At 67.1% G+C, this 22,542-nt stretch carries 17 protein-coding genes; 6 read left to right on the forward strand and 11 right to left on the reverse strand.

The window, feature by feature from the left end; genetic code table 11:
• Nucleotides 1-12: 12 nt before the first annotated feature.
• The 7 genes from VZC37_RS18385 to VZC37_RS18415 form a co-directional block, all read right to left on the reverse strand.
• Complete coding sequence (locus VZC37_RS18385; protein WP_330434376.1) at nt 13-165, reverse strand: hypothetical protein; 153 nt, start codon at nt 163-165, stop codon at nt 13-15.
• Between the two features lie 282 nt (nt 166-447).
• The gene (urtE, locus tag VZC37_RS18390; protein WP_330434378.1) at nt 448-1,140 is read right to left on the reverse strand and encodes an urea ABC transporter ATP-binding subunit UrtE; all 693 of its coding nucleotides are present in this window, start codon (nt 1,138-1,140) and stop codon (nt 448-450) included.
• Between the two features lie 4 nt (nt 1,141-1,144).
• A complete protein-coding gene (gene urtD, locus VZC37_RS18395) occupies nt 1,145-1,978 on the reverse strand; it encodes an urea ABC transporter ATP-binding protein UrtD (RefSeq protein WP_330434380.1) in 834 nt (277 codons plus the stop codon).
• Nucleotides 1,975-3,090 carry an urea ABC transporter permease subunit UrtC gene (urtC, locus tag VZC37_RS18400; protein ID WP_330434382.1) on the reverse strand — a complete coding sequence of 372 codons (1,116 nt, stop codon included), beginning with the start codon at nt 3,088-3,090 and terminating at the stop codon, nt 1,975-1,977. The genes urtD and urtC overlap by 4 nt, the downstream gene beginning before the upstream one ends.
• A complete protein-coding gene (gene urtB / locus VZC37_RS18405) occupies nt 3,087-3,974 on the reverse strand; it encodes an urea ABC transporter permease subunit UrtB (protein ID WP_330434383.1) in 888 nt (295 codons plus the stop codon). The genes urtC and urtB overlap by 4 nt, the downstream gene beginning before the upstream one ends.
• 129 nt (nt 3,975-4,103) lie before the next feature.
• The gene (urtA, locus tag VZC37_RS18410) at nt 4,104-5,423 is read right to left on the reverse strand and encodes an urea ABC transporter substrate-binding protein (protein WP_330434384.1); all 1,320 of its coding nucleotides are present in this window, start codon (nt 5,421-5,423) and stop codon (nt 4,104-4,106) included.
• Nucleotides 5,424-5,740: 317 nt separating this feature from the next.
• Nucleotides 5,741-6,601, reverse strand: a complete 861-nt coding sequence (locus tag VZC37_RS18415) for a cutinase family protein (protein WP_431309444.1) — start codon at nt 6,599-6,601, stop codon at nt 5,741-5,743.
• A 197-nt stretch (nt 6,602-6,798) separates the two neighbouring features.
• On the opposite strand from VZC37_RS18415, the gene VZC37_RS18420 reads away from it, so the two are divergent.
• Nucleotides 6,799-7,233 (forward strand): SRPBCC family protein, encoded by a 435-nt coding sequence (locus VZC37_RS18420; RefSeq protein WP_330434386.1) that lies wholly within the window; start codon nt 6,799-6,801, stop codon nt 7,231-7,233.
• A gap of 25 nt (nt 7,234-7,258) precedes the next feature.
• Here the strand turns inward: VZC37_RS18420 and VZC37_RS18425 are convergent, their stop codons facing one another.
• The 3 genes from VZC37_RS18425 to gltB form a co-directional block, all read right to left on the reverse strand.
• Nucleotides 7,259-8,473 carry a TetR/AcrR family transcriptional regulator gene (locus VZC37_RS18425; RefSeq protein WP_330434388.1) on the reverse strand — a complete coding sequence of 405 codons (1,215 nt, stop codon included), beginning with the start codon at nt 8,471-8,473 and terminating at the stop codon, nt 7,259-7,261.
• 162 nt (nt 8,474-8,635) lie between these two features.
• Nucleotides 8,636-10,090 carry a glutamate synthase subunit beta gene (locus tag VZC37_RS18430; RefSeq protein WP_330434391.1) on the reverse strand — a complete coding sequence of 485 codons (1,455 nt, stop codon included), beginning with the start codon at nt 10,088-10,090 and terminating at the stop codon, nt 8,636-8,638.
• A complete protein-coding gene (gltB, locus tag VZC37_RS18435; RefSeq protein WP_330434392.1) occupies nt 10,083-14,669 on the reverse strand; it encodes a glutamate synthase large subunit in 4,587 nt (1,528 codons plus the stop codon). The genes VZC37_RS18430 and gltB overlap by 8 nt, the downstream gene beginning before the upstream one ends.
• A 359-nt stretch (nt 14,670-15,028) precedes the next feature.
• Between gltB and VZC37_RS18440 the strand changes: the two genes are divergently transcribed.
• Nucleotides 15,029-16,045 carry an alpha/beta hydrolase gene (locus VZC37_RS18440; protein WP_330434394.1) on the forward strand — a complete coding sequence of 339 codons (1,017 nt, stop codon included), beginning with the start codon at nt 15,029-15,031 and terminating at the stop codon, nt 16,043-16,045.
• Here VZC37_RS18440 and VZC37_RS18445 read toward each other — a convergent pair.
• Nucleotides 16,029-18,221 carry a DUF2254 domain-containing protein gene (locus VZC37_RS18445; RefSeq protein ID WP_330434396.1) on the reverse strand — a complete coding sequence of 731 codons (2,193 nt, stop codon included), beginning with the start codon at nt 18,219-18,221 and terminating at the stop codon, nt 16,029-16,031. The genes VZC37_RS18440 and VZC37_RS18445 overlap by 17 nt on opposite strands.
• Nucleotides 18,222-18,279: 58 nt before the next feature.
• Here VZC37_RS18445 and VZC37_RS18450 point away from each other — a divergent pair, with 58 nt between their 5' ends.
• The 4 genes from VZC37_RS18450 to VZC37_RS18465 all read left to right on the forward strand — a co-directional run bounded on the left by VZC37_RS18450 (nt 18,280) and on the right by VZC37_RS18465 (nt 22,483).
• A complete protein-coding gene (locus VZC37_RS18450) occupies nt 18,280-18,918 on the forward strand; it encodes a response regulator transcription factor (RefSeq protein WP_330434399.1) in 639 nt (212 codons plus the stop codon).
• On the forward strand, nt 18,902-20,173 hold the full coding sequence (locus VZC37_RS18455) for a sensor histidine kinase (protein WP_330434401.1): 1,272 nt from the start codon (nt 18,902-18,904) through the stop codon (nt 20,171-20,173). The genes VZC37_RS18450 and VZC37_RS18455 overlap by 17 nt, the downstream gene beginning before the upstream one ends.
• Before the next feature lie 166 nt (nt 20,174-20,339).
• On the forward strand, nt 20,340-20,810 hold the full coding sequence (locus VZC37_RS18460; RefSeq protein WP_330434403.1) for a hypothetical protein: 471 nt from the start codon (nt 20,340-20,342) through the stop codon (nt 20,808-20,810).
• 380 nt (nt 20,811-21,190) lie between these two features.
• Nucleotides 21,191-22,483, forward strand: coding sequence for an aromatic ring-hydroxylating oxygenase subunit alpha (locus VZC37_RS18465; RefSeq protein ID WP_330434405.1), 1,293 nt, complete (start codon nt 21,191-21,193; stop codon nt 22,481-22,483).
• Nucleotides 22,484-22,542: the final 59 nt, after the last annotated feature.

The raw sequence follows: 22,542 nt of genomic DNA on the forward strand, positions 1-22,542 counted from the left end.
CGAGGATTTCCTTCAGGCCTGCAGCCGCCGCAATTCGGCGGGCGTCACGAGGCGTTCCGCCTCGGCAGGGAACATCCGCGCGGGTCGCGCTCGACCGAAGCGCACGGTGATCGAACTCAGCATCGAGTTACGGCGTGGACCGGAGGACGTATTGGACAACCTCATGACCAATCACTTCCCTGAATTGCTACCTCGGACTCGATCTTTGGCTTACTGTAGTCGGTCCGCCGATTCGGCACCAAGCGATATAGCGCGTTCAACAGACGTTGTCTGCGCCACACTCGGCCGACTCGACGACTACGACCAGGTAGTGCCAGTCATGTGTGTACATCGATGATCTCATCGCGATCGTTACGGATTCGGTAGCGACAGGCCGCAATTTGTGATCGTCTGCAATATTCAGGTCAGTTCAGATCCTGCTCATATCGGTCGGCTCAGATCGACGGCTCAGATTGTCATGGCCTCCCGCACCTGCGCCTCGGCGGCGTCGCCGCCCTCACCGGATGACGTGATACGGCCACTTTCGAGAACGTAGTAGCGCTGGGCGGCCTGCAGCGCGAAACCGATGTGCTGCTCCACCAGGAGCACTCCGAGACCGCCGCGCGAGGTCAGTTCGGTGATCGTGTTCTCGATCTCGGCGACCACCGACGGCTGGATGCCCTCGGTCGGCTCGTCGAGAATCAGCATCCGTGGCTCGGTGATCAGCGCCCGAGCGATCGCCAGCTGCTGCCGCTGGCCGCCCGACAGCAGACCGGCGCGACGGTCGAGCAGGTCTTTCAGCGCCGGGAAGAGGTCGAGCATCTCGTCGATCAGCGCCTTGCCTCGTTTCCGGCCGTCCGCGACGACCTGGAGGTTCTCCGCGGTCGTCAGGTGGCCGAAGCTCTGTTGCCCTTGCGGCACGTAGGCGAGGCCGCGTTTGACGCGCGCGCTCGGGCGCATCCCGGTGATGTCGACACCGTCGAAGGTGATGGTTCCCTTCGTCGTCTTCACCAGCCCGACGGCGGCTCGGAGCAGGGTGGTCTTGCCTGCGCCGTTGTGTCCCATCACCGCGGCCACGCCGTCGGCCGGCACCTCGAGGTCCACCCCGTGCACCACCTCGGTGCGTCCGTACCCGGCATGCACGCCTGCCATCTCCAGCATCGCGTCACTCCCCGTCTCGCGCCGGGTCCGCAGACCCTGCCGTCTCGTGGTCCATATCGGCGGCGGCCGTCGTGCCCAGGTACACCTCTTGGACCTTCGGGTTCGCCTGCACCTCGGCGACCGTGCCCTCGGCCAGGACCTTCCCCCGCGCCAGCACCGTCACCGACGTGGCGTAGGACCGCATGAAGTCCATGTCGTGTTCGACGACGACGACCGTTCGTGCGGCACCGATCCGCCGCAGCAGCGCACCGGTCTCCTCGCGTTCCTCGTGGCTCATCCCGGCCACCGGTTCGTCCAGCAGCAGCACCGACGCGTCCTGTACCAGCAACATGCCGATCTCGAGCCACTGCTTCTGGCCGTGCGCCAGCACCCCGGCCGGCCGGTCGCGCAGGTCCGCGAGGCCGATGGTCTCCAGCGCCTCCTCGATGGCCTCGGGGACGGCGGCGGGACGGCGACGCAGCATCGTCCACATCGAGCGCCCGGCCCCGGCCGCGATGTCGAGGTTCTGCAGCACGGTGAGTTCCTCGAACACACTGGCGGTCTGGAACGTCCGGCCGACGCCTTGCCGGGCGATCTGGTGCACCTTCTTGCCGAGGAGTTCGGTACCCGACTTCTGCACCGAGCCGGTGGCGGGCACCAGGCCGGTAATGGCGTCGATGATGGTCGTCTTGCCCGCGCCGTTGGGTCCGATGAGGAAGCGGAGATCACCCTGCAGCAGGGTGAGGTCGACGTCGGAGACCGCCTTGAAGCCGTCGAACTCCACCGACAGCCCGCGCACCTCCAGATAGTCGCTCGACATTCCCGCCTTGCCGGCGGCGGGCGATTGCACCTGGGTCATGACGACACTCCTGTCGACGTGGTCGCGACCGCGACGTCGGTCGTCCGGGTGGAGTCGGGATCGGCGGGCGGGCGTCGTCGCCGTCGCAGCAGCGCCCCGAGCCCGGCGAGTCCGGCCGGGAAGAAGCCGACCACGACGATGAACAAGATGCCCTGCGCGTACACCCATCCGGACGGGAAGTTCTCCGAGAGACTGGTCTGCGCCCAGGCGACGGCGATCGCGCCCAGCACCGGACCCAGCAGCGTGGTCCGGCCACCGATCGCGACTCCGATCAGGAACGCGATCGACGGGACGATCCCCACGTCGGCCGGCGAGATGATGCCGACGATCGGCACGAACAACGCTCCGGCGATGCTCGCGAACAGTGCCGCGACGGCGTAGGCCACCAGCTTCACGTTGGCCGGGTCGTAGCCGAGGAACCGGACGCGCTCCTCCTGGTCGCGCACCGCCACCAGAAGTTCGCCGTAGCGGCTGTACATCAGCTGCCGCGTGATGGCCACGACCACCAGCAGGGTGGCGGCGGCGATGAAGAACAGCAGTCGCCGGTTGACGGGATCATTGAGTGCCAACCCGAAGAAGCTGCGGAACCGGTTGAGCCCGTTGCTGCCGCCGATCGTCTGTTGTCCCACCAGCAGGATCGCGAAGGCGGCGGCCAGTGCCTGGGACAGGATGGCGAAGTAGGCGCCTTTCACCTTGCGTTTGAACACGCCGAGTCCGAGCAACACCGCGACGAACGTGGGGATCAGGACGATACCGAGGATCGTGACCACCGGGGACGCGAACGGCTGCCAGTAGGCGGGCAGTTCCCGGATGCCGGCGATCTGCATGAAGTCGGGCACGTCGTCGCCGCGCAGTTCGGCGTCGGCGATCTTCAGGTGCATCGCCATGATGTAGGCGCCGAGTCCGAAGAACACCCCTTGTCCCAGGGTGAGCATTCCGCCACGGCCCCAGGCCAATCCGATGCCCACCGCGACGATGCCGAAGCACAGGAACTTGCCGAGCAGGCTCAACCGGAAGTCGGACAGGACCGCGGGTGCCACCGCGAAGAGCATGATCGCGGCAATTCCGAAGCCCGCGTAGGTTTTCCAACTGTTGGCGAAGTAGTCTCTCACACCAGGCTCCTCGACTGGACCGTGAACAGCCCCTGCGGACGGATCTGCAGGAAGATCACGATGAGCACGAACACGATCACTTTCGCCACCGATGCGGTGGTGGAGTACTCGATGAACGAGTTGAGCAGGCCGAGCGCCACGGCCGCGATCACCGCGCCCTTGATCTGACCGAGACCGCCGATGACGACCACGAGGAATGCGTCGATCAGGTAAGCCATCCCGGTGTTCGGGCTCGTCGAGCCGATCAAGGTGAGAGCGACACCGGCGACACCCGCGAGCCCGGACCCGATGAAGAAGGTGGTGATGTCGGTCTGCCGACTCGAGATGCCGCTCGTCTCGGCCAGATCGCGATGCTGGACCACAGCCCGGATTCGCCGGCCCATCGACGTGTACTTCATCGTCGCGGCGATCGCGATCACGCAGATCACCGCGAGCACCATGATGAAGATCCGCGTCTTGGGGACCACGGCGCCGAGGATCTCGACACCGCCGTCGAGCCACCCCGGCGCGATCACGCGGACCGCGGGCGCGCCGAAGATGTCCCGGGCCGCCTGCTGCAGGATCAGGCCGACGCCGAACGTCACCAGCAGCGTGTCCAACGGGCGGTGATACATCCGGCGGATCAGCGTGACCTCGAGCAGGACCCCCATCAGTCCGCCGACCACGAAGCCGACGAAAAGCGAGACGAGCAGGGACACATCGGCATTGGAGACGAGGTACTGCTGCACCGTGTAGGCGGTGTAGGACCCGGCCATGATGAACGAACCGTGCGCCATGTTGATGACGCCCATCTGACCGAAGGTCAGCGACAGCCCCAGCGCTGCGAGCAGCAGGATCGATCCCAGACTGAGTCCGGTGAACGTCTGCCCGATCAGGGTTTCCACGACAGATCTCGATTCTTGTTGTTGCGAACTCGCCGACGGGCCCGGACCCGCCCGTCACGCCGGAGCGTGGCGGGCGGGTCGGGCACCTCGGAGATCCTCAGCAGGTCAACACCTCAGCAGCTCAGCAGGTCAGCCGCTCAGCCCTTCGGCCCAGTCGTAGCCCTCGAGGTACGGGTCGGGCTCGATCGGCTCACCCGAGTCCCACACCGTGTAGATCAGTCCGTCCGAACGGATCTCGCCGATCCGGGCGGTCTTGGTGATGTGGTTGTTGTCGCCGTCGATGGTGACCAGTCCCTCCGGTGCGTCGAAGGTGACGCCGCCGGCGGCTTCCTGTACGTCCGGCACCGCGAACGATTCGGCCTTCTCGACGGTGTTCTTCCACAGGTAGACCGACACGTAGGCGGCCTCCATCGGGTCCGACGTCGGCTTGTTGGCGCCGTAGCGGGCCTTGTACGCCGCCACGAACTCGTTGTTCACCGGGGTGTCGATCGTCTGGTAGTAGTCCCAGGCGGTCAGCTGGCCTTCGATGTTGCCGACACCGATACCGCCGACTTCCTCTTCCGCGATGGAGACGGAGATGACCGGCATGTCCTGCGCGGTCAGGCCGACGTTGCGGTACTCACGGAAGAACGCGACGTTGGAATCGCCGTTGAGCGTGTTGAACACGGCGTCCGCGTCCGCGGTCCGCACCTTGTTGACGATGGTGGAGAAGTCGGTCGACCCGAGCGGTGTGTAGTCCTCGCCCTTGATCTCCATCCCGTTCGCCTCGGCGTACGCCTTGATGATGCGGTTGGCGGTCTGCGGGAACACGTAGTCGCTGCCGACCAGGTACAGCGACGTGACGCCCTGTTCCTTCAGGTAATCCAGCGCCGGGACGATCTGCTGATTGGTGGTGGCGCCGGTGTAGAAGATGTTCTCCGACGACTCGAGACCCTCGTACTGCACCGGGTAGTACAGGAGGGCGTCGTTGTCCTCGAAGACCGGCAGCATCGCCTTACGGCTCGACGACGTCCAGCCACCGAAAACCGCTGCGACACAGTCGGCGCTGATCAGCTTCTCGGCTTTCTCCGCGAACACGGTGGGCTCGGAGGCGCCGTCTTCGCCGACGACCTCGATCTGCTTACCCATCACGCCGCCCGCGGCGTTGATCTCCTCCACGGCGAGCGCGATGGAGTCGCGCACGGTGACCTCGGAGATCGCCATGGTGCCCGACAGCGAGTTGAGCGACCCGACCTTGATCGTGTCGCCGGAGGTGTCCACACAGGACTCGGCACTGGTGGCCGCCTCGTCGGTTGCCGAACTGCCACACGCACTCAACGCGAGGGCCACCACCGACAGCACCGTCGGAACACCCAACCGGACCCAACGAGTCCCGGACCGGCGTCGCGACACCGTGTGTCCGTCACCGGCCGCGTCACCCCCGCCCGGGACGGAGTCGTTCAACTTCATTCTCTGATCTCTACTTCCCTTGGCGCGCAGCAAAGAACACGCGAACATCCGACACTGGTCATGGCCGGATACCCCCGATCTCCGGCCGAACAGAACGCCGCGAACTCGACCGCAGCAGGCGTGTTCGGTGAACCCACCCCTACGTTCCGATGACGTTCTTGTGTACGGGAGACGCACACAGAGGGGAAGCTATCGCCGGATTGTTACGTCTGAGTTATATGGGGTGAATGCCCGGTTTCGGATGCCGGTGCATCAGTGATGTCGAATAGTGCACGGATGCAAGCGATCTCAGCGGGGTCGCGGATTGCGGTCGCGGATCAGGCGAGCCCGGCGAGAAACCTGTGCGCCCACCCCACCGCGGTGACGCCCGGCTGGACCGCAAACGTGGCGTAGTTGGCGTGAGCGCCCGACTGCAGGAAGCGGTTGAACGAGATGATCTGCTCGCGGGCGCGGGCGTTGGACAGCTCCTCGACGATCTTTCCCGGACCCCCGAGCGTGAGCAGCTCGCTGATGATCGCGCCCGCCTCGGCCTGATACTGGCCGATCTGTGACGGCGTGGGATCGCTGGTCTCGGCGAGGTACCCGACGATGCGGGTGATGAAGTAGTCCTGCGGCACATTGCAATACAGGTCGGAGGGTTCGCAGATCGTGAAGGCGCGGGGCAACACCCAGCCCATGCCGTCGAGGCGCGGACCACCGCTGCCCTCCCAGCGAAGCGGCGGCCCCACGAGATTGTCGCGCTGCGACCGGCGCGGGTCCGAGAGGAGGACGACACCGGCGATCTGACCCGGTCGGATCGCGGCACGTCCCGTGCCGACCTCCGATGCGAAGTCGCCCGCGGCGTCGGCGCCCTGGCTGTAGCCGACCACCGCGATCCGGGTGCCCGGGCATCGCCGCAGCATCGTGCGCGCCAGCCCGGTGGTGTTGGCGACCGCCTGCGCCTTGGATTTTCCGTAGACGGCCTTCTCCCAGGGGAACGCCGTCGCGTCGTAGCCGACGTACTGGACGCGTGTCTCGGCCCCGAGCCCGGCGGTGATGTCGCCGAGTATTCCGGGATTCTGACCATTGGCCCAGGTGCCGGGGATGGCGAGTACGTAGAGTTCGGGGCATCCGGCCGGCGCGGCCGACGACGGCGCCCCGACACCCATGCTCGTACCGATCGCCGTCACCAGGGCCATCACGCCGGTGATCACTGAACGTAGACGCATCGTCGCCCTCCCTCTACCGCCGGACTGCGTCTCGTGTCCCGAGTGTAGCGAGGTCGGCCGTGTTGCGAGACGAACGTGTTGCGAGAAGCTCCTGCCCGACCCATCCGAACCGGTGGACGTCGCCGAATACACCGTGCAAGCAACACCCGCCGACGACAGGAGTGGTCATGGTCGACGTGTCCCGAACCTTCACCGTGCAACGTCCCCGCGACGAGATCGTCGCCTACATGCGGGACTTCGCGAACGCCGTGGACTGGGACCCGGGTACGCAGCGCTGTGAGCAGATCGGCACCGATCCGATCGCGGTGGGCACACGCTGGCACAACGAGACGAAGCTGTACGGCATCTCGACGACGCTCGTCTACGAGCTGACGCGCGACGATCCCGACCATCTGGTGTTCACGGGTCGCAACAAGACGGCCACCTCGGTCGATGACATGACGTTCCGCGCCCACGGCGAGTCGGAAGCGGTTGTCACCTATCACGCCCACGTGGACTTCCACGGCGTCGCGAAGATCGCCGATCCGATCGCGCAGTTGGCGTTCGGCAGGCTCGCCGACACGGTTCCGAAGCAGATGTCTCGGGTACTGACCGCCATGTGACCAGAGTTCAGGATGTGACGAGAGTTCAGGTGACGAGCGGCGCCTGCAGCACCGCCTTCGCCAACCGGTGTGCGTGGTGGGGGAGTTCTGGACCGCGCAGCCCGTCGACCCGCACCACCCCGTCCATCACGGCGAGCGTGAGATCCACGAGGGTCTGCGCCTCGTCGGCACGCAGTTCCGGTCGGCACAGCTGCACCAACCGCCGCCACTCACCGACATAGTCGAGGTAGGTCCGGGCCAGCGCCATCATCTCGTCGGGGTCGAGCATCACGGTGTGCGACAAGCACACTGCGATCAGGTCCCAATGGGCCTGCGCGAACCGCGCGTACCCCGACACCAGCATGTCGAGCGCGATGGCGGGATCGGTGGTCTGCGACAGCACCCGGCCGAGCTCCAGCCACATGGCGTCGAATGCCCGGTTGACCCCGCAGACGAGCAGTTCGCGCTTGCTGGCGAAGTGGTTGTAGACGCTGGGCCCGGCTATCCCGACGACCTCGCCGATGTCGTCGAGGCTCACGTTGGCGTACCCGTTGACGGCGAACATGGTGATCGCCGCGTTGAGCAACGCCTCGCGCCGTGCGACGGGGAGAAGGCCGGTCGCGGGCTCCGTCGGCACCGGGCTGCTCTCGTCGACCGTGCCGTTGGCGGGCCACGGATGGGATTCCTCGCCGTCGCCCCGACATGCGTTCACGACGGCCCGGACGGCGGTGAGCATCATGCGCTGCCGGTCGCCGGCAGGCACCGGTAGCGGCCGGTGCCCGGGCCAGTTCACGATGGCCAGCACCGCCCACGCAGCGACGCGCGAAGGGACGCCGGCGGGGCCTGCACCCTGGGCGATCGCCTTCTCCAGCGACTCGGACACGCCGACGATCCGCAGCCGCAACAGGGCTCGATCGGCTGGGCGGAGATGCCCTCTGTCGCGGCTCCACAGCTGGTCCATCGCCTGGGAGTCGTCGGCGATGCCCACCACCCGGCTCACGCACTCGAACGGGTCGTCGCAGTCGGCGAGCGTTTCCTCGTACCGGCTCAGCGCGTTGTCGAACACCGCCACCAGCAGTTCTTGCTTGTTGCGGTAGTGGCGATACAGCGCGCTCGGGACGATGCCGACGCCGGCAGCGATGTCACTCATCGACACACTGTGGTAGCCCGAGGTACGGAACAACTCCGCGGCCGTCGCAAGAATTCGCTGTTTGCGATCCTTGGGACGGACGCGCCGGTCCTCCGCGGACGCTGTGGTCATGGGAATCCTGTCAGGTTCGCGCCTGGACGGACCCCCGCTTCTTGGGGGCACCTGTATGCACCACTGTGCCCTAGCCGACGGGACATTGCACCGATGTCGGGCAAGTCCTGTCGCGCGAGTCGGGTGGCCGACCTGTCCGAACGGTCAGGTCGGCCGTCCGGATCAGCGCTGGGCGACCTGCGTGGGCACGATCGGCGCGGGGAGGTCCGAGCGACCGGCGAGGTAGGCGTCGGCCGCTGCGGCGGCCGACCGGCCCTCGGCGATCGCCCACACGATCAGCGACTGGCCACGACCGGCATCGCCGGCGACGAAGACGCCGTCCTGACCGGTGGCCGCGAAGTCGTCGTCGCGCTTGATGTTGCCGCGCTGGTCGTACTCGACGCCCATCTTGTCGAGCAGATCCTCACGTTCCGGACCGACGAAGCCCATGGCGAAGAGGACGAGATCGCACTCGAGTTCGAACTCGCTGCCCTCGACCTTCTCAAACCGGCCGTCGTTCATCATGACCTCGTGGGCCTTGAGTCCGGTGACCTTGCCGTTCTCGCCGAGGAACTGCTCGGTGCTGACCGAGTAGACGCGCTCGCCACCCTCTTCGTGCGCCGACGACACCCGATACATCAGCGGGTAGGTCGGCCACGGGGTGGACTCGGCGCGCTCGATCGGCGGCTTCGGCATGATCTCGAACTGATGCACGATCTCGGCGCCCTGGCGCAGCGAGGTGCCCAGGCAGTCGGCGCCGGTGTCGCCGCCACCGATGATGACGACCTTCTTGCCCTTGGCGGTGATCTGTCCGTCGACGGTGTCGCCGAGTTGCACCCGGTTGGCCTGCGGCAGGAACTCCATCGCCTGATGGATGCCGTCGAGCTCACGGCCCGGGATCGGCAGATCGCGGCCGATGGTGGAGCCGTTCGCGAGGATCACCGCGTCGAAGTCGGCACGCAGCTGCTCGACGGTGACGTCGACGCCCACGTTCACGCCGGTCTTGAAGACAGTGCCCTCGGCCTCCATCTGCTCGAGGCGGCGGTCGATGTGGCGCTTCTCCATCTTGAACTCGGGGATGCCGTAGCGCAGCAGCCCGCCGATGCGGTCGGCCCGCTCGAACAGCGTGACGTCGTGTCCCGCGCGGGTGAGCTGCTGGGCGGCGGCGAGTCCGGCGGGGCCCGAACCGACCACCGCGACCGACTTGCCGGTCTTCTCGGTCGGCAGGACCGGGGTGACCCAGCCGTTCTCGAAGGCGTTGTCGATCAGCTCGACCTCGACCTGCTTGATCGTCACGGCCGGCTGGTTGATGCCCAGCACGCACGACGCCTCGCACGGCGCCGGGCACAGCCGCCCGGTGAACTCCGGGAAATTGTTGGTGGCGTGGAGGCGCTCGATGCCGTCGAACCACCGGTCCTTGTAGACCAGGTCGTTCCACTCCGGGATCAGGTTGCCCAGTGGGCAGCCGTTGTGGCAGAACGGGATTCCGCAGTCCATGCACCGGCTGGCCTGGGTCTGCAGCTCCTTGTGGTCGAAGTCGGTGTAGACCTCGTTCCAGTCGAGCAGACGCAGTTCCACCGGCCGCCGGTCCGGCAGTTCGCGTTCGGTGTGCTTGAGAAAACCTCTGGGGTCAGCCACGTGCGGCCTCCATGATCGCTTCGTTCACGTCTCGTCCGTTGCGCTCCGCGGTCTCGATCGCGAGCAACACGCGCTTGTAGTCACGCGGCATCACCTTCGAGAACTTGCCGCGGGTGTTGTCCCAGTCGGCGAGTACCGCTGCCGCGACGGGGGAATCCGTCTCCGCGCGGTGCTCGTCGACGATGGCGGCGAGGAACTCGATGTCCTCGTCCTCGAGCTCCTCGATGTCGACGAGTTCGGTGTTCAGGTTGTCGCCGAGTTTGCCGAACGGGTCGTACACGTAGGCGATACCGCCGGACATGCCGGCCGCGAAGTTGCGTCCGGTGTCACCGAGCACGACGACACGTCCGCCGGTCATGTACTCACACCCGTGGTCTCCGACGCCCTCGACGACGGCCGTGACGCCCGAGTTGCGGACGCAGAACCGCTCGCCGACCACACCGCGCAGGAAGATCTTGCCGCTGGTGGCGCCGAACCCGATGACGTTGCCGGCGATGATGTTGTCCTCGGCGACAAAGCCTTCCGGCGCGTTGCGGGCGGGTCGCACCACGAGGCGTCCGCCGGAGAGTCCCTTGCCGACGAAGTCGTTGGCGTCGCCCTCGAGTCGCAGCGTGACACCCTTGGGCACGAATGCGCCGAAGCTGTTGCCGGCCGATCCGGTGAAGTCGATCATGATCGTGCCGTCCGGCAGGCCGTGTGCCCCATAGGCCTTGGTGACCTCGTGGCCCAGCATCGTTCCGACGGTGCGGTTCACGTTGGTGATCTTCGAGCTGAACGACACCCGGGTGCCGCTGTCGATGGCCTCCCGACTCTGCGCGATCAGCTGCTGGTCGAGTGCCTTGTCCAGCGAATGATCCTGGACACCCGAGCAGTACAGGTCCTGGTTCATGAACGGCGATTCCGGCATCGCGAGCACCGAGCTGAGGTCGAGCTTGCCGGCCTTCGACGATCCCCAGTGCGACAGGGCCTTCGCCGTGTCGAGGGCCTCGACGTGGCCGACCGCCTCCTGCAGGGTGCGGAACCCGAGGCGCGCCAGCAGCTCTCGCACCTCTTCGGCGATGAACATGAAGAAGTTCTCCACGAACTCCGGCTTGCCGGTGAACCGTTCGCGCAGCAGCGGATTCTGCGTCGCGACACCCACCGGGCAGGTGTCGAGGTGGCAGACGCGCATCATGATGCAGCCCGACACCACCAGCGGTGCGGTGGCGAAGCCGTATTCCTCGGCGCCGAGCAGCGCGGCCACCACGACGTCGCGGCCGGTCTTGAGCTGACCGTCGACCTGGACGACGATGCGGTCACGAAGACCGTTGAGCAGCAACGTCTGCTGGGTCTCCGCCAGGCCGATCTCCCAGGGGGCGCCGGCATGCTTCATCGACGTCAGCGGAGTCGCGCCGGTGCCGCCGTCGTGCCCGGAGATGAGCACCACGTCGGCGTGCGCCTTCGACACACCCGCGGCGACGGTGCCGACACCGACCTCGGACACCAGTTTCACGTGAATCCGGGCCTGCGGGTTGGCGTTCTTCAGGTCGTGGATCAGCTGCGCGAGATCCTCGATCGAGTAGATGTCGTGGTGCGGCGGCGGCGAGATGAGCCCGACGCCCGGCGTGGAGCCACGCACCTCGGCCACCCACGGGTACACCTTGTGCGGCGGGAGCTGACCGCCCTCGCCGGGCTTGGCGCCCTGCGCCATCTTGATCTGGATGTCTGTGCAGTTGGTGAGGTAGTGCGACGTCACGCCGAAGCGGCCGGACGCCACCTGCTTGATCGCGCTGCGCCGCCAGTCACCGTTCTCGTCGTGGTGGAACCGTCGCGGATCCTCGCCGCCCTCACCGGAATTCGACCGGCCCTTGAGGCGGTTCATGGCGATCGCGAGGGTTTCGTGGGCCTCGGCGGAGATCGAGCCGAAGCTCATCGCGCCGGTGGAGAACCGCTTGACGATCTCGCTCGCCGGTTCGACCTTGTCGATCGGGATCGGGTCGCGGTCACCGAAATTGAAGTCGAACAGACCGCGCAGCGACGCCATCTTGGCCGACTGGTCGTCGACGAGCTTGGTGTACTCCTTGAAGACCTTGTACTGGCCGGTGCGGGTCGAGTGCTGCAGTTTGAACACGGTGTCCGGGTTGAACAGGTGATACTCGCCCTCGCGGCGCCACTGATACTCGCCGCCGACCTCGAGTTCGCGATGCGCGCGCTCGGTGGGCCGGTCGGTGAACGCCAGACGGTGCCGGGTCGCGACGTCGTCGGCGATCTCGTCGAGACCGATGCCGCCGAGCTGGCTGTTGAGACCGGTGAAGAACTCGTCCACGGTCTCCTGCGACAGGCCGATGACCTGGAACAGCTGCGCGCCGGTGTAGGAGGCGAGGGTGGAGATGCCCATCTTCGACATCACCTTCAGCACACCCTTGCCGGCGGCCTTGATGTAGTTCTTCTTGGCCGTGGCGAAGTCGATGTCGCCGAGCGCACCGCGCTCGACCATGTCCTCGATCGACTCGAACGCCATGTACGGGTTGACCGCGGCGGCACCGAAGCCGACGAGCGCGGCCACATGGTGCACCTCACGGCAGTCACCGGACTCGACGACGAGGCCGACGCGGGTGCGCTTGCGCTCGCGCACCAGGTGATGGTGGACGGCCGAGGTGAGCAGCAGCGACGGGATCGGGGCGAGCTTCTCGTCGGACTCGCGGTCGGAGAGCACGATGATCGACACGCCGTCGGCGATCGCGGCGCTCACCTTGGCCCGGATCTCGTCGAGCGCGCGCCGCAGGCCGGCGCCGCCCTCGGACACCTCGTACAGGCCGTGGATGTGGGCGCTGCGGAAGTCCGGCAGGTCACCGTTCTCGTCGATGTTGACCAGCTTGGCCAGGGTGTCGTTGTCCAGGACCGGTTCGGGCAGCACGATCTGGCGGCAGGACTCCGGCCCCGGGTGCAGGAGGTCGGCCTCGCGGCCGATGGTGCCGCCGATGCTGGTGACGACCTCCTCACGGATGGCGTCCAGCGGCGGGTTGGTGACCTGCGCGAACATCTGCTGGAAGTAGTCGAACAGCATCCGCGGCCGGGCCGACAGCACCGCGATCGGGGTATCGGTACCCATGGAGCCGATCGCCTCGGCGCCGGTCTTGGCCATCGGCGCCACCAGCAGGTTCATTTCCTCGGTGGTGTAACCGAAGACCTGCTGGCGCAGGGTGACCCGGTCGTGGGCCATGTGCACGTGCGGCAACGCCTCGACGTCGTCGATGTGCACGAGCCCCTGGTCGAGCCACTCCTGATACGGGTGCTCGGCGGCGAGTTCGTCCTTGATCTCCTCGTCGTCGACGATGCGCCCGGCGGCCGTGTCCACCAGGAACATCCGGCCCGGCTGCAGGCGCATCTTCTGCACCACGTCGGAGTGGTCGATGTCGAGGACACCGACCTCCGACGCCATCACGACGAGGCCGTCCTTGGTGACCCAGATGCGGCTGGGGCGCAGGCCGTTGCGGTCGAGCACCGCGCCGACGACGGTGCCGTCGGTGAAGCACACCGACGCCGGGCCGTCCCAGGGCTCCATGAGCGCCGAGTGGTACTCGTAGAACGCCCGGTGCTCGGGCTTCATCGATTCGTGACGTTCCCACGCCTCGGGGATCATCATCAGCACCGCATGCGGCAGGCTGCGGCCACCGAGGTGCAGCAGTTCGAGCACCTCGTCGAAGCGGGCAGTGTCCGACGCACCCGGGGTGCACGTGGGGAAGATCTTGTCGGCCACATCCGAATCGCCGAATGCAGCGGCGTCGATCAGCGCCTCACGGGCCCGCATCCAGTTCTCGTTGCCGGTGACGGTGTTGATCTCACCGTTGTGGGCGACGCGGCGGAACGGATGCGCCAGCGGCCACGACGGGAACGTGTTGGTGGAGAAGCGGGAGTGCACGAGTCCGAGCGCGCTCTCCACCCGCGAATCCTGCAGGTCGAGGTAGAACTCGCGCAGCTGCGGGGTGGTCAGCATGCCCTTGTAGACGAAGGTCTGACCGGACAGGCTCGGGAAGTACACGGTCTCGCGGCCGGGACCGTCGGCGCCGGCGCCCTTGGTGCCGAGCTCGGCCTGGACGCGCTTGCGCACCACGAACGCCTTGCGCTCGAGGTCCATGCCCTCCGCACCGGCCAGAAAGACCTGCCGGAAGGTCGGCATGGCGTCGCGGGCCAGCGCACCGAGCGAGCTCTCGTTGGTGGGGACCTCACGCCAGCCGAGCAGGGTCAGGCCCTCGGCCTCGATGATCTTCTCGACACCTTCGGTGGCCGCGCGTGCGTCCTCCGAACCCTGCGGCAGGAAGGCGATGCCCGTGGCGTAGGAACCCGGCTCGGGCAGCTCGAAGTCGACGGTCTCACGCAGGAAGCGGTCTGGAACCTGGATCATGATCCCGGCGCCGTCGCCGGTGTTCGGCTCGGCGCCGGCCGCACCACGGTGTTCGAGGTTCACCAGCGCGGTGATGGCCTTGTCCACGATGTCGCGGCTGCGACGTCCGTGCATGTCGACGACGAATGCGACACCGCAGGAGTCGTGCTCGTTGACCGGGTCATACAGCCCCACGGGGCCCGGAGCATGCTTCATAAGTTCGCCTCACTGTGTGCGCGACGCTGCGCACGCATTCACCCTCGAGTGTCTGATCGCGACACTGTGACGTCTGTCCTTGCCGACGCTGCCACGGCCGGTGAGGCCCTCCCGCAATCGTTGGGCTGACCTGGGAGGTCCTACGGCCACTGGCGGCGTCCGTGTCAGCTCCGTTGCTGACGGTGCACCCGGGATCGACTGGTCGCCCCGGCACCACCCTGCTCACGCGAAAGCATTGTCAGCCATTTTCTCACGGCAGGTGCCCGGTATCGAAATCCGGATAGCACAACTGTGATGATTCCGCAGCGTATGCAGCGCAAATGTCGCACGTGAGACGCTCACAGGGTTAGCGTCGTGATGTGAGTGTACGGTCCACCGATCAGCAGTGGCGCCCGGACGGGCCCGGCTCGGTACGCGCGCGAGCCGTCAACACTTATCTCGCCCGGGTCGCCCACCCGTTGATGGTGGCGAGCATGGGCAGAGCCGGACCGTCGCCACGCCGGATCTCTGCCATGCGGCCGGGGCTCAACCGGTCGCTGGTCGCCCTGTCTCCGACGCCCGCCGGGACCCGCGTCGATCCGGTGCGCGACCGCCGGACCAGGGGCGACGGGGTGCCGGCCGGCCAGGTGCGCGGTGAATGGGTGAGCGCGCACGGCGGCCCGCCGCAGCCGGCCACTCCCCATGACGCCCGGATCATCTACTACCTGCACGGCAGCGGTTACGTCGTCTGTTCGGCGCGGACGCATCGGGGACTGGTGGCCCGGCTGTCCCGACGGACGGGATGGTCGGCGTTCAGCCTCGACTACCGACTCGCGCCCGAACACCGATTCCCCACCGCCGGCGACGACGCCATCCGCGGCTACCATTGGCTGCTCGATCAGGGCTACCAGCCGGACCAGATCGTGGTCGCCGGCGACTCTGCCGGTGGGCATCTGGCGCTCGACCTGATCGCCGACAACCACGCCCGGGGCGTCGGGCAGCCGCGCGCAATGGTGATGTTCTCCCCGCTCTATGACCCGACGTTCGATCTGGCGGTCGCCAACCAGGCTCGCGGGGCCCGCGATCCGATCATCGATGCCGTTGCCGCCCAACGGATTCTGCAGCTCTACACCGGGACGGCGGAACCCGACCACCCGCGCATGCGCATCGCGCTCGACGACACGATGGCCCTCCCGCCGACACTCATCCAGGTGGGTGGACTCGAGGTGATGGGGGACGATGCACGGGCGATCGCGCGGGTGATGCGGACCGCCGGAGGTGATGTGCGCCTGCAGGAGTGGCCCGGCCAGGGGCATGTCTTCCAGATGTTCGGCCGGTTGATCCCCGAATCGCGTCTCGCACTGCGCGAGGCTACGCGTTTCATGTCGACGTGTTGATGCGAATACGCCGGTGCCGGACCCGCCCGGCCTCCGACCCGTACCCCTGGCGGTCGGCCGCCTCGGCGAGCCGCCGATCGAGGTCGGTGTGCCAGTCCTCGTCGAGCTCCGCGTCGAGAGCTTCCATCCGCGCTCGCAACGGTTCCTGCTGGTCGTCGGCGCACTCTTCGGCCAACGTCTCGTAGAGCGCCCGGAGCCGGCGCTGCACCTGGATCGAGTTGTGCCCATAGTGGCGAATCTGGTCGGTCCCGATCCCCACGTAGTCGGCCCAGGTACGCCGGTAGCCGCTGATCATCGTCAGCGTGCTGGTCTTCTCCTCCGCCGCGACCCTCGGTGCCAGCATCAACAGCAGGTCACCGGCATGATCGATCGCCTGCACCGCGCGGCTCGGGTCGTTGATGGCGGGTGACAGCGCCTTCAACGCGACATCGGAGATCGCCTGCAGCGCCGCCGCAGGACTGACCGACGGCCGATGCGTGTCGCCGAACAGCAGGCAGCCGAGCAGCGGCGCGGGCCGGACCTGCCGGGAGTCGCCGATGATCTCGAACACGCCCGCGTTGTGCGGGACGTAGTCGCCGACGCCGACGAGCAGGTCGACCCGGACGCCCCAGCGCACCGCTAGGCGCTGGATGCGGCCGAGGTTGATCGCGAGCAGCACCCGCCCCTGGGTGGGGGCATCGCGGAGCGTCACCACGAGGCTCACCGGCGGCGGATCGTCCGGCGACCGATCGTCCGTCAGCGGACTCCCCGCGCCGTTCGACGGGGCGCTGATCTGTTGCTGCCCAACCTCTCTCGGATGATCCGGGTAAAGGCGGCGCACGGCGGAACGGCCCTCGGACTCGATCCAGCGCAGCAACTGGGTGGAGTTCAGGATGCTGCCGACCTTGCCGATCAGCACGATGAACTGGAACGCGCTCGCCAGGGTGAGCACGATGGCGATCGCGGTGGAGACCACCGGGGCCTCCGCCTCGTCGGCGACGGTGGTGAGGTCCACGGCCACGATCACGGTGAATGCGAACGTGGCGAGGAACAGCCCCACCGAGGCCCGCATCACCCGGTCCTGCTGCAGCATCGGGATGACGCGGATCGAGATCTGCGAGGCGCCGAACTGCATCGCCAGCGTGACGGCCGTGAACACCAGACCGGTCAACGTGGCCATCGCGCCGGCGATCACACCGAGCAGCGTCGCGGTGGTACTGGCGTCGAGTTCTCGGGATCCGAACGAATCGTCGATCCCGATGGAGATCAGGCCGGCGACGATCGCCACCGCGACCATGAACATGGGCAGCCGCCACGGCGGGTCCCGCTTCAGGTCCCGTTTGGTCCGACGCCAGCGGACCGCGGTGACGATCCGGTTCGGCGACGACGCCGGCGATGCCAGACTCGGCGCGGGGGCGGCGGGACGTACCGGCTGCTCCGGGACCCCGAATCTGCCGGCCACCCACTCCTGGAACAGGATCTTCCATCGCACGACCGGCTCCCGGTATCGACGTTCCCGCGCAAGCGACTTCTGTTGTTTGCCCGGCTTCTCCCCGTACCGCCACCGCGCCCACGGGGAGCGCGGCCGCGCCACCCGCCACGCCCCGACGATCAGCAACGGCGGTAGGAACATCCCCAGCAGACCGGTCCACACCTTGCCCTTGAGCAGGGTGATGACGGCCAGCGACACGACGAGAACCAGGGAGATCAGCAACCCGACGCGGGTCGATCCGTCCGTCGTCGCCCGATACTCGTCGACCTCCGCGAACCCGATCGGCCGCAACCCGAGGAGGAACAGCAGTCCGATCGCGATCGCGACGAACACCGCGTCGATGGACGTGCGCCCCTCCTCCTCCCAGTAGACGTCCCGCAGGTGCAGGATGAGCGCGAACTCGTCGAGCACCAGCGCGCAGCCGATGCCGAACACGGCGGCCAACACACAGTTGGCGATCGGGGTCTCGAAGCTCGCCAATGCCACGAAGCCGAACCCCGACAACAACATCGCGATCATGCCGAAGAACTCGTGATGCACATGGACGCCGCCCGGGGTGACGTTGCCCGGCCACCAACTCACCTCGGCACGGATCATGCGGACGCTGATGCGGATGAACAGAAACGTGAGGACGAAGGCGACGAGCAGGAAGAACAGCGGCAGCCGCCCCGTGTCCACGATCGCATCGTCGAACCACCGCGTCATGGTCCGACCCTACTGCGATATGACCCGTCCGCAGGGCACCGAAGCATATTCTGAGCCGATGGATCCCCTGGTGACCGTGGTCGTGGTCGACGACCATCCCTTCTTCCGTGACGGGGTGTCACGCGGGCTGAGCCAGAGTGGCCGGGTGCGTGTCGTCGGTGAAGCCGGTGACGGTGCAACCGGATTGGAGGTGATCCGACGCGAGCAGCCCGACGTCGCGGTGGTCGACTATCAGATGCCGGGCATGACGGGTGTGGATGTGGCCCATGCGGTCGCCCGCGACGGCCTGGCGACCAAGGTGTTGCTGTTGTCGGCCGTGACGGACGGACCGATCGTGTTCCGCGCGTTGGAAGAGGGTGCTTCGGGCTATCTGTCCAAGGACGCCGAACGGGACGAGATCGTCGGCGCGGTGACCCGGGTCGCCAAGGGCGAGACCGTCGTGCCACCAGAGCTGGCCGCAGGCCTCGTCGGCGAGATCCGGATGCGGTCGCAGTCCGACGCGCCCGTCCTCAGTGAACGGGAACGTCAGGTGCTGAACGGGTTCGCTCGCGGACTCTCCATCCCGCAGCTGGCCGCCGAGTTGTACATCGGGGCGTCGACGGTCAAGACCCATACTCAGCGGCTCTACGAGAAGCTGGGTGTCTCCGATCGCGCGGCCGCGGTCGCCGAGGCGATGCGTCGTGGCCTCCTCGAGTAGCCCGGCACCCCTGTTGGGGCTGGCCGAGCTCGCCGACGAACAACGCATCGACACGATCCTGATCGGTCACGCGTTGCAGGGCATTCGGATTCAGGAGCTGTTGCGACTCCTTTTGTCGGCATTCGTCATCCTGTCGGTGGTGCTGGAGCCACCGGTCTATTCGGCGGGGATCTGTATCGCGATCGCCGCGGGCTACGTGGCTTGGTGCGTGCTCGGCGCCGTCCTCGCCCCGCGGGGTGGCCTGCTCGCCATCCGGTTCTCGTGGCTCACCGTGTCCGTCGATCTGCTCGCACTCGTCGCGGTCACCGCGGTGGCCAGCCAGTCGGATCAGATCAGTTGGACCGCAGACGTTCTGGTGGTCGGATTCGCGATCGTGCCGATGATCGCCGCCATCGGCATGCGACCGGCCGTGTGCGCCGCGGTGGTGGTGCCGACCGTGGTGGTCTACTTCGTGGCGAACGTCATCGCGCGGGTCCCCAACGGACGGCCGTGGTCGGTCATCGTGCTGAGCACCCTGGTGATCGGGTCACTCGCCCTCGGCGCCGTGTTGCTGTCGCGGCTGCAGCGTTCGCGCGTGGTGGCCATCGGTTCGCTGGCCGCCGAACGCAGCCGTCTGCTCGACGAGGTGATGCAGATCGAGCAGCGCGAACGGCGCGATCTCGCCGAACATCTCCATGATGGTGCGCTGCAATATGTCCTCGGCGCACGCCAGGAGCTCGCCTCGCTCGCCGACGGTCCGCCCGATCCCGCGGTCGTCACCCGCATCGACGCGGCATTGCGCGAGTCGGCGCGGCTGCTGCGCACCACCCTCGGCGAACTCCACCCCGCGGTGCTGGAACAGGCGGGACTCGCCGTCGCCCTCACCGATCTCGCCGAATCGTTCGAGCAGCGAGGCGGCTTCGCGATCTCCGTCGACACCGTCGGCTGGCCCGACGACCTGCGCACGGCGGTCGACTCGGCGCTGTTCGCGACGGCCCGGGAATTGCTGACCAACGTCGTCAAACACGCACGAGCGAGGAACGTCCAACTGACCGCCGAGGTGGACGAGGGGCGCGCCCGGATCGTCGTGATCGACGACGGCGTCGGAGTAGACGAGGAGCAACTGCGCAGCCGCGTCGCCGGGGGACACATCGGCCTCGCCTCCCGACGCGTACGGCTCGAAGGCAACGGTGGCGCACTCGTCATCCGGCGCCATCCGGCGGGCGGGACGGTGGCGATCGCCGAGGTCCCTCTGCCGAGTGGGTCATCGGGCTGAGTCGCGCCGGCCCGCCGGCAGCCCGACCGTGTCCCCCGATCGGTGGACAGGAACGTCAACCGGCGGATCGTCCGGTTGGCGGCGTCCGGGATCGCCTCCACCCGAGCAGAGTCATGGGTGTCGCCGGAACGAGAAGCGCCCCGGCCCCAAACCAGGAGACCCGCTCATGAACACCACCACCCGCCGCATCACAGCCGCCACCGTGGGAATCGCCGCCGTCGTCGGGATCGGCCTGATCGGAACCGGCGTCGCCAACGCCGGCACCCTTCCGGTCACCCGCCCCGGCGAGCCGACCATCGCGATGACGATCACCAACCACACCGACAAGCCCGAGCATCTGATCGGCTCGACCGCGGGGCAGTCCGGCCAGTGGGTGAACGCACCTCAGCGCGTCCTCTACCCCGGGGCCAGCGAGACGATCACGGCCGTGGCGCCGTTCTCGAACTACCTGACAGCCAACGCGCAGTACAAGATCGGCGCCTTCGGCCCGACGGCCAACTACGAGGTCGAGAACATGAAGGGCAATGTCAACACCGCGATGAGCGGGATCTGGGGCCCGCACTCCCAGCAGTACTGGATGAACAACACGATCAGCAGCCACTACCCGAACGTGGACGTCGGCTTCGATCAGTGGTGATCGAGAATCCACCGTCGAGAGGAGGTGGCTACGCGGCGACCCCGTGAACACAACTGAATCCGAGCACCCCGCGAACGACTCCCCGCCCACCTCCCGGGCGGGGAGTCATGCGTCGGGGCCGACATCGCTAGTTGATTCCGACAAAACGAACACGTCATCTACCTGCACCGATCGCCGAAGAGTATGGTCGCCCGTCGCGCTTGACAGCGCCCCCGACAGACCGCACACTTGTTGCATGAGCTGCGCAGCGTTGCGTATTGCGCAACTCGGAAGCACCGAGGGTTGTGTGGGCCCTGCCGCGGTCGACGGTGACCGGGGCGAGGGAGCCGCATCGAGTGATCCATGTAAATCCCTGGCAGAGATTGGTATTCGCTTCCACGATGACCACCCGACTCATACCGTTCATCCGTGACCGCGCGGTCGGACAGAGCCTGCCCGCCCCCTTCTATGTCGATCAGGAGTTCTTCGATCTCGATCTCGACGAGATCTTCTCCAAGCGCTGGCTTTTCGTGGCAGCCGAGGCCGAGATCGCCGAGCCCGGCGACTACGTCACCATCACTTTCGGCACCCGGTCGGTCATCGTCACCCGCGACGATGCCGGACGGGTCCGCGCCCACCACAACGTGTGCCGGCACCGTGGCGCGCGGTTGGTCACCGAGCCCGGCGGATCGACCGGCACCATCGTGTGCAGCTATCACTCGTGGACCTACGGCATGGACGGCCGACTCCTCTACGCCGACGCCCAGGCGCCCGGTTTCCAGAAGTCCTGCTACTCACTGCGTTCCGTCCACGTCCGGACGATCGCGGGCCTGATCTTCATCTGCCTCGCCGCCGAACCGCCCACCGACATCGACGAGGTGGCCGAGATCGTCGAGCCCTATCTGCGGCCGCACGGCCTCGCCGGCGCGAAGGTGGCCAAGCAGACCGACGTCGTCGAGGACGGCAACTGGAAGCTCGCGATGGAGAACAACCGGGAGTGCTACCACTGCGACGGGCACCCCGAACTGCTCAACGTATTCTTCCCGACCTGGGGTTACAGCCACAACGAGGCCATCCCGAGCCGGCTCCGACCGGTGTTCGCCCGATACCGTCAGGCCACCGCCGAGCTCATCGAGATCTGGGGCCGACACGGCCTCCCCTATCCGAGGATCGAGCAACTCGACACGCGTACAACCGGATTCCACATCGAGCGCGAGGCGATGGATCTCGCCGGCGAATCGTTCACGCTGGACGGCACCGTCGCGTGCACCCGGCTGTTGGGCGACTTCGGCGAGAAGCGCCTCGGCCGGTTGTCGATGCACATGCAGCCCAACATGTGGCTGCACGTGACCAGCGACCACGCGCTGCTCTTCTCGGTCATCCCGATCGGCCCCGACAAGACGCTGGTCCGGACCACCTGGCTGGTCCACGCCGACGCAGTCGAAGGTGTCGACTACGACCTCGATCGCCTCACCTCGGTCTGGGACATCACCAATCAGCAGGACGCCGATCTGGTCGCACTCGCACAGCAGGGCATCAGCAGCCCCGCCTACATCCCCGGCCCGTACGGGCCGTCCGAGTTCCAGGTCGAGGCGTTCATCAACTGGTACATCACCGCGCTGCGCGACAATCTCGCGATCCCTGCCGCCCCGATCACGCCCACCCTGATCACCGACACCGCCGAGACCGCGTGATGACGGCCCTGCAGGAACGGCCGGAATCGGCCGGCACCGCCCCTGACGCCCGCACTGAC

This window comes from Gordonia sesuvii (genome assembly GCF_036350415.1).
In the GTDB taxonomy this organism is placed as follows: Bacteria; Actinomycetota; Actinomycetes; order Mycobacteriales; family Mycobacteriaceae; genus Gordonia; species Gordonia sesuvii.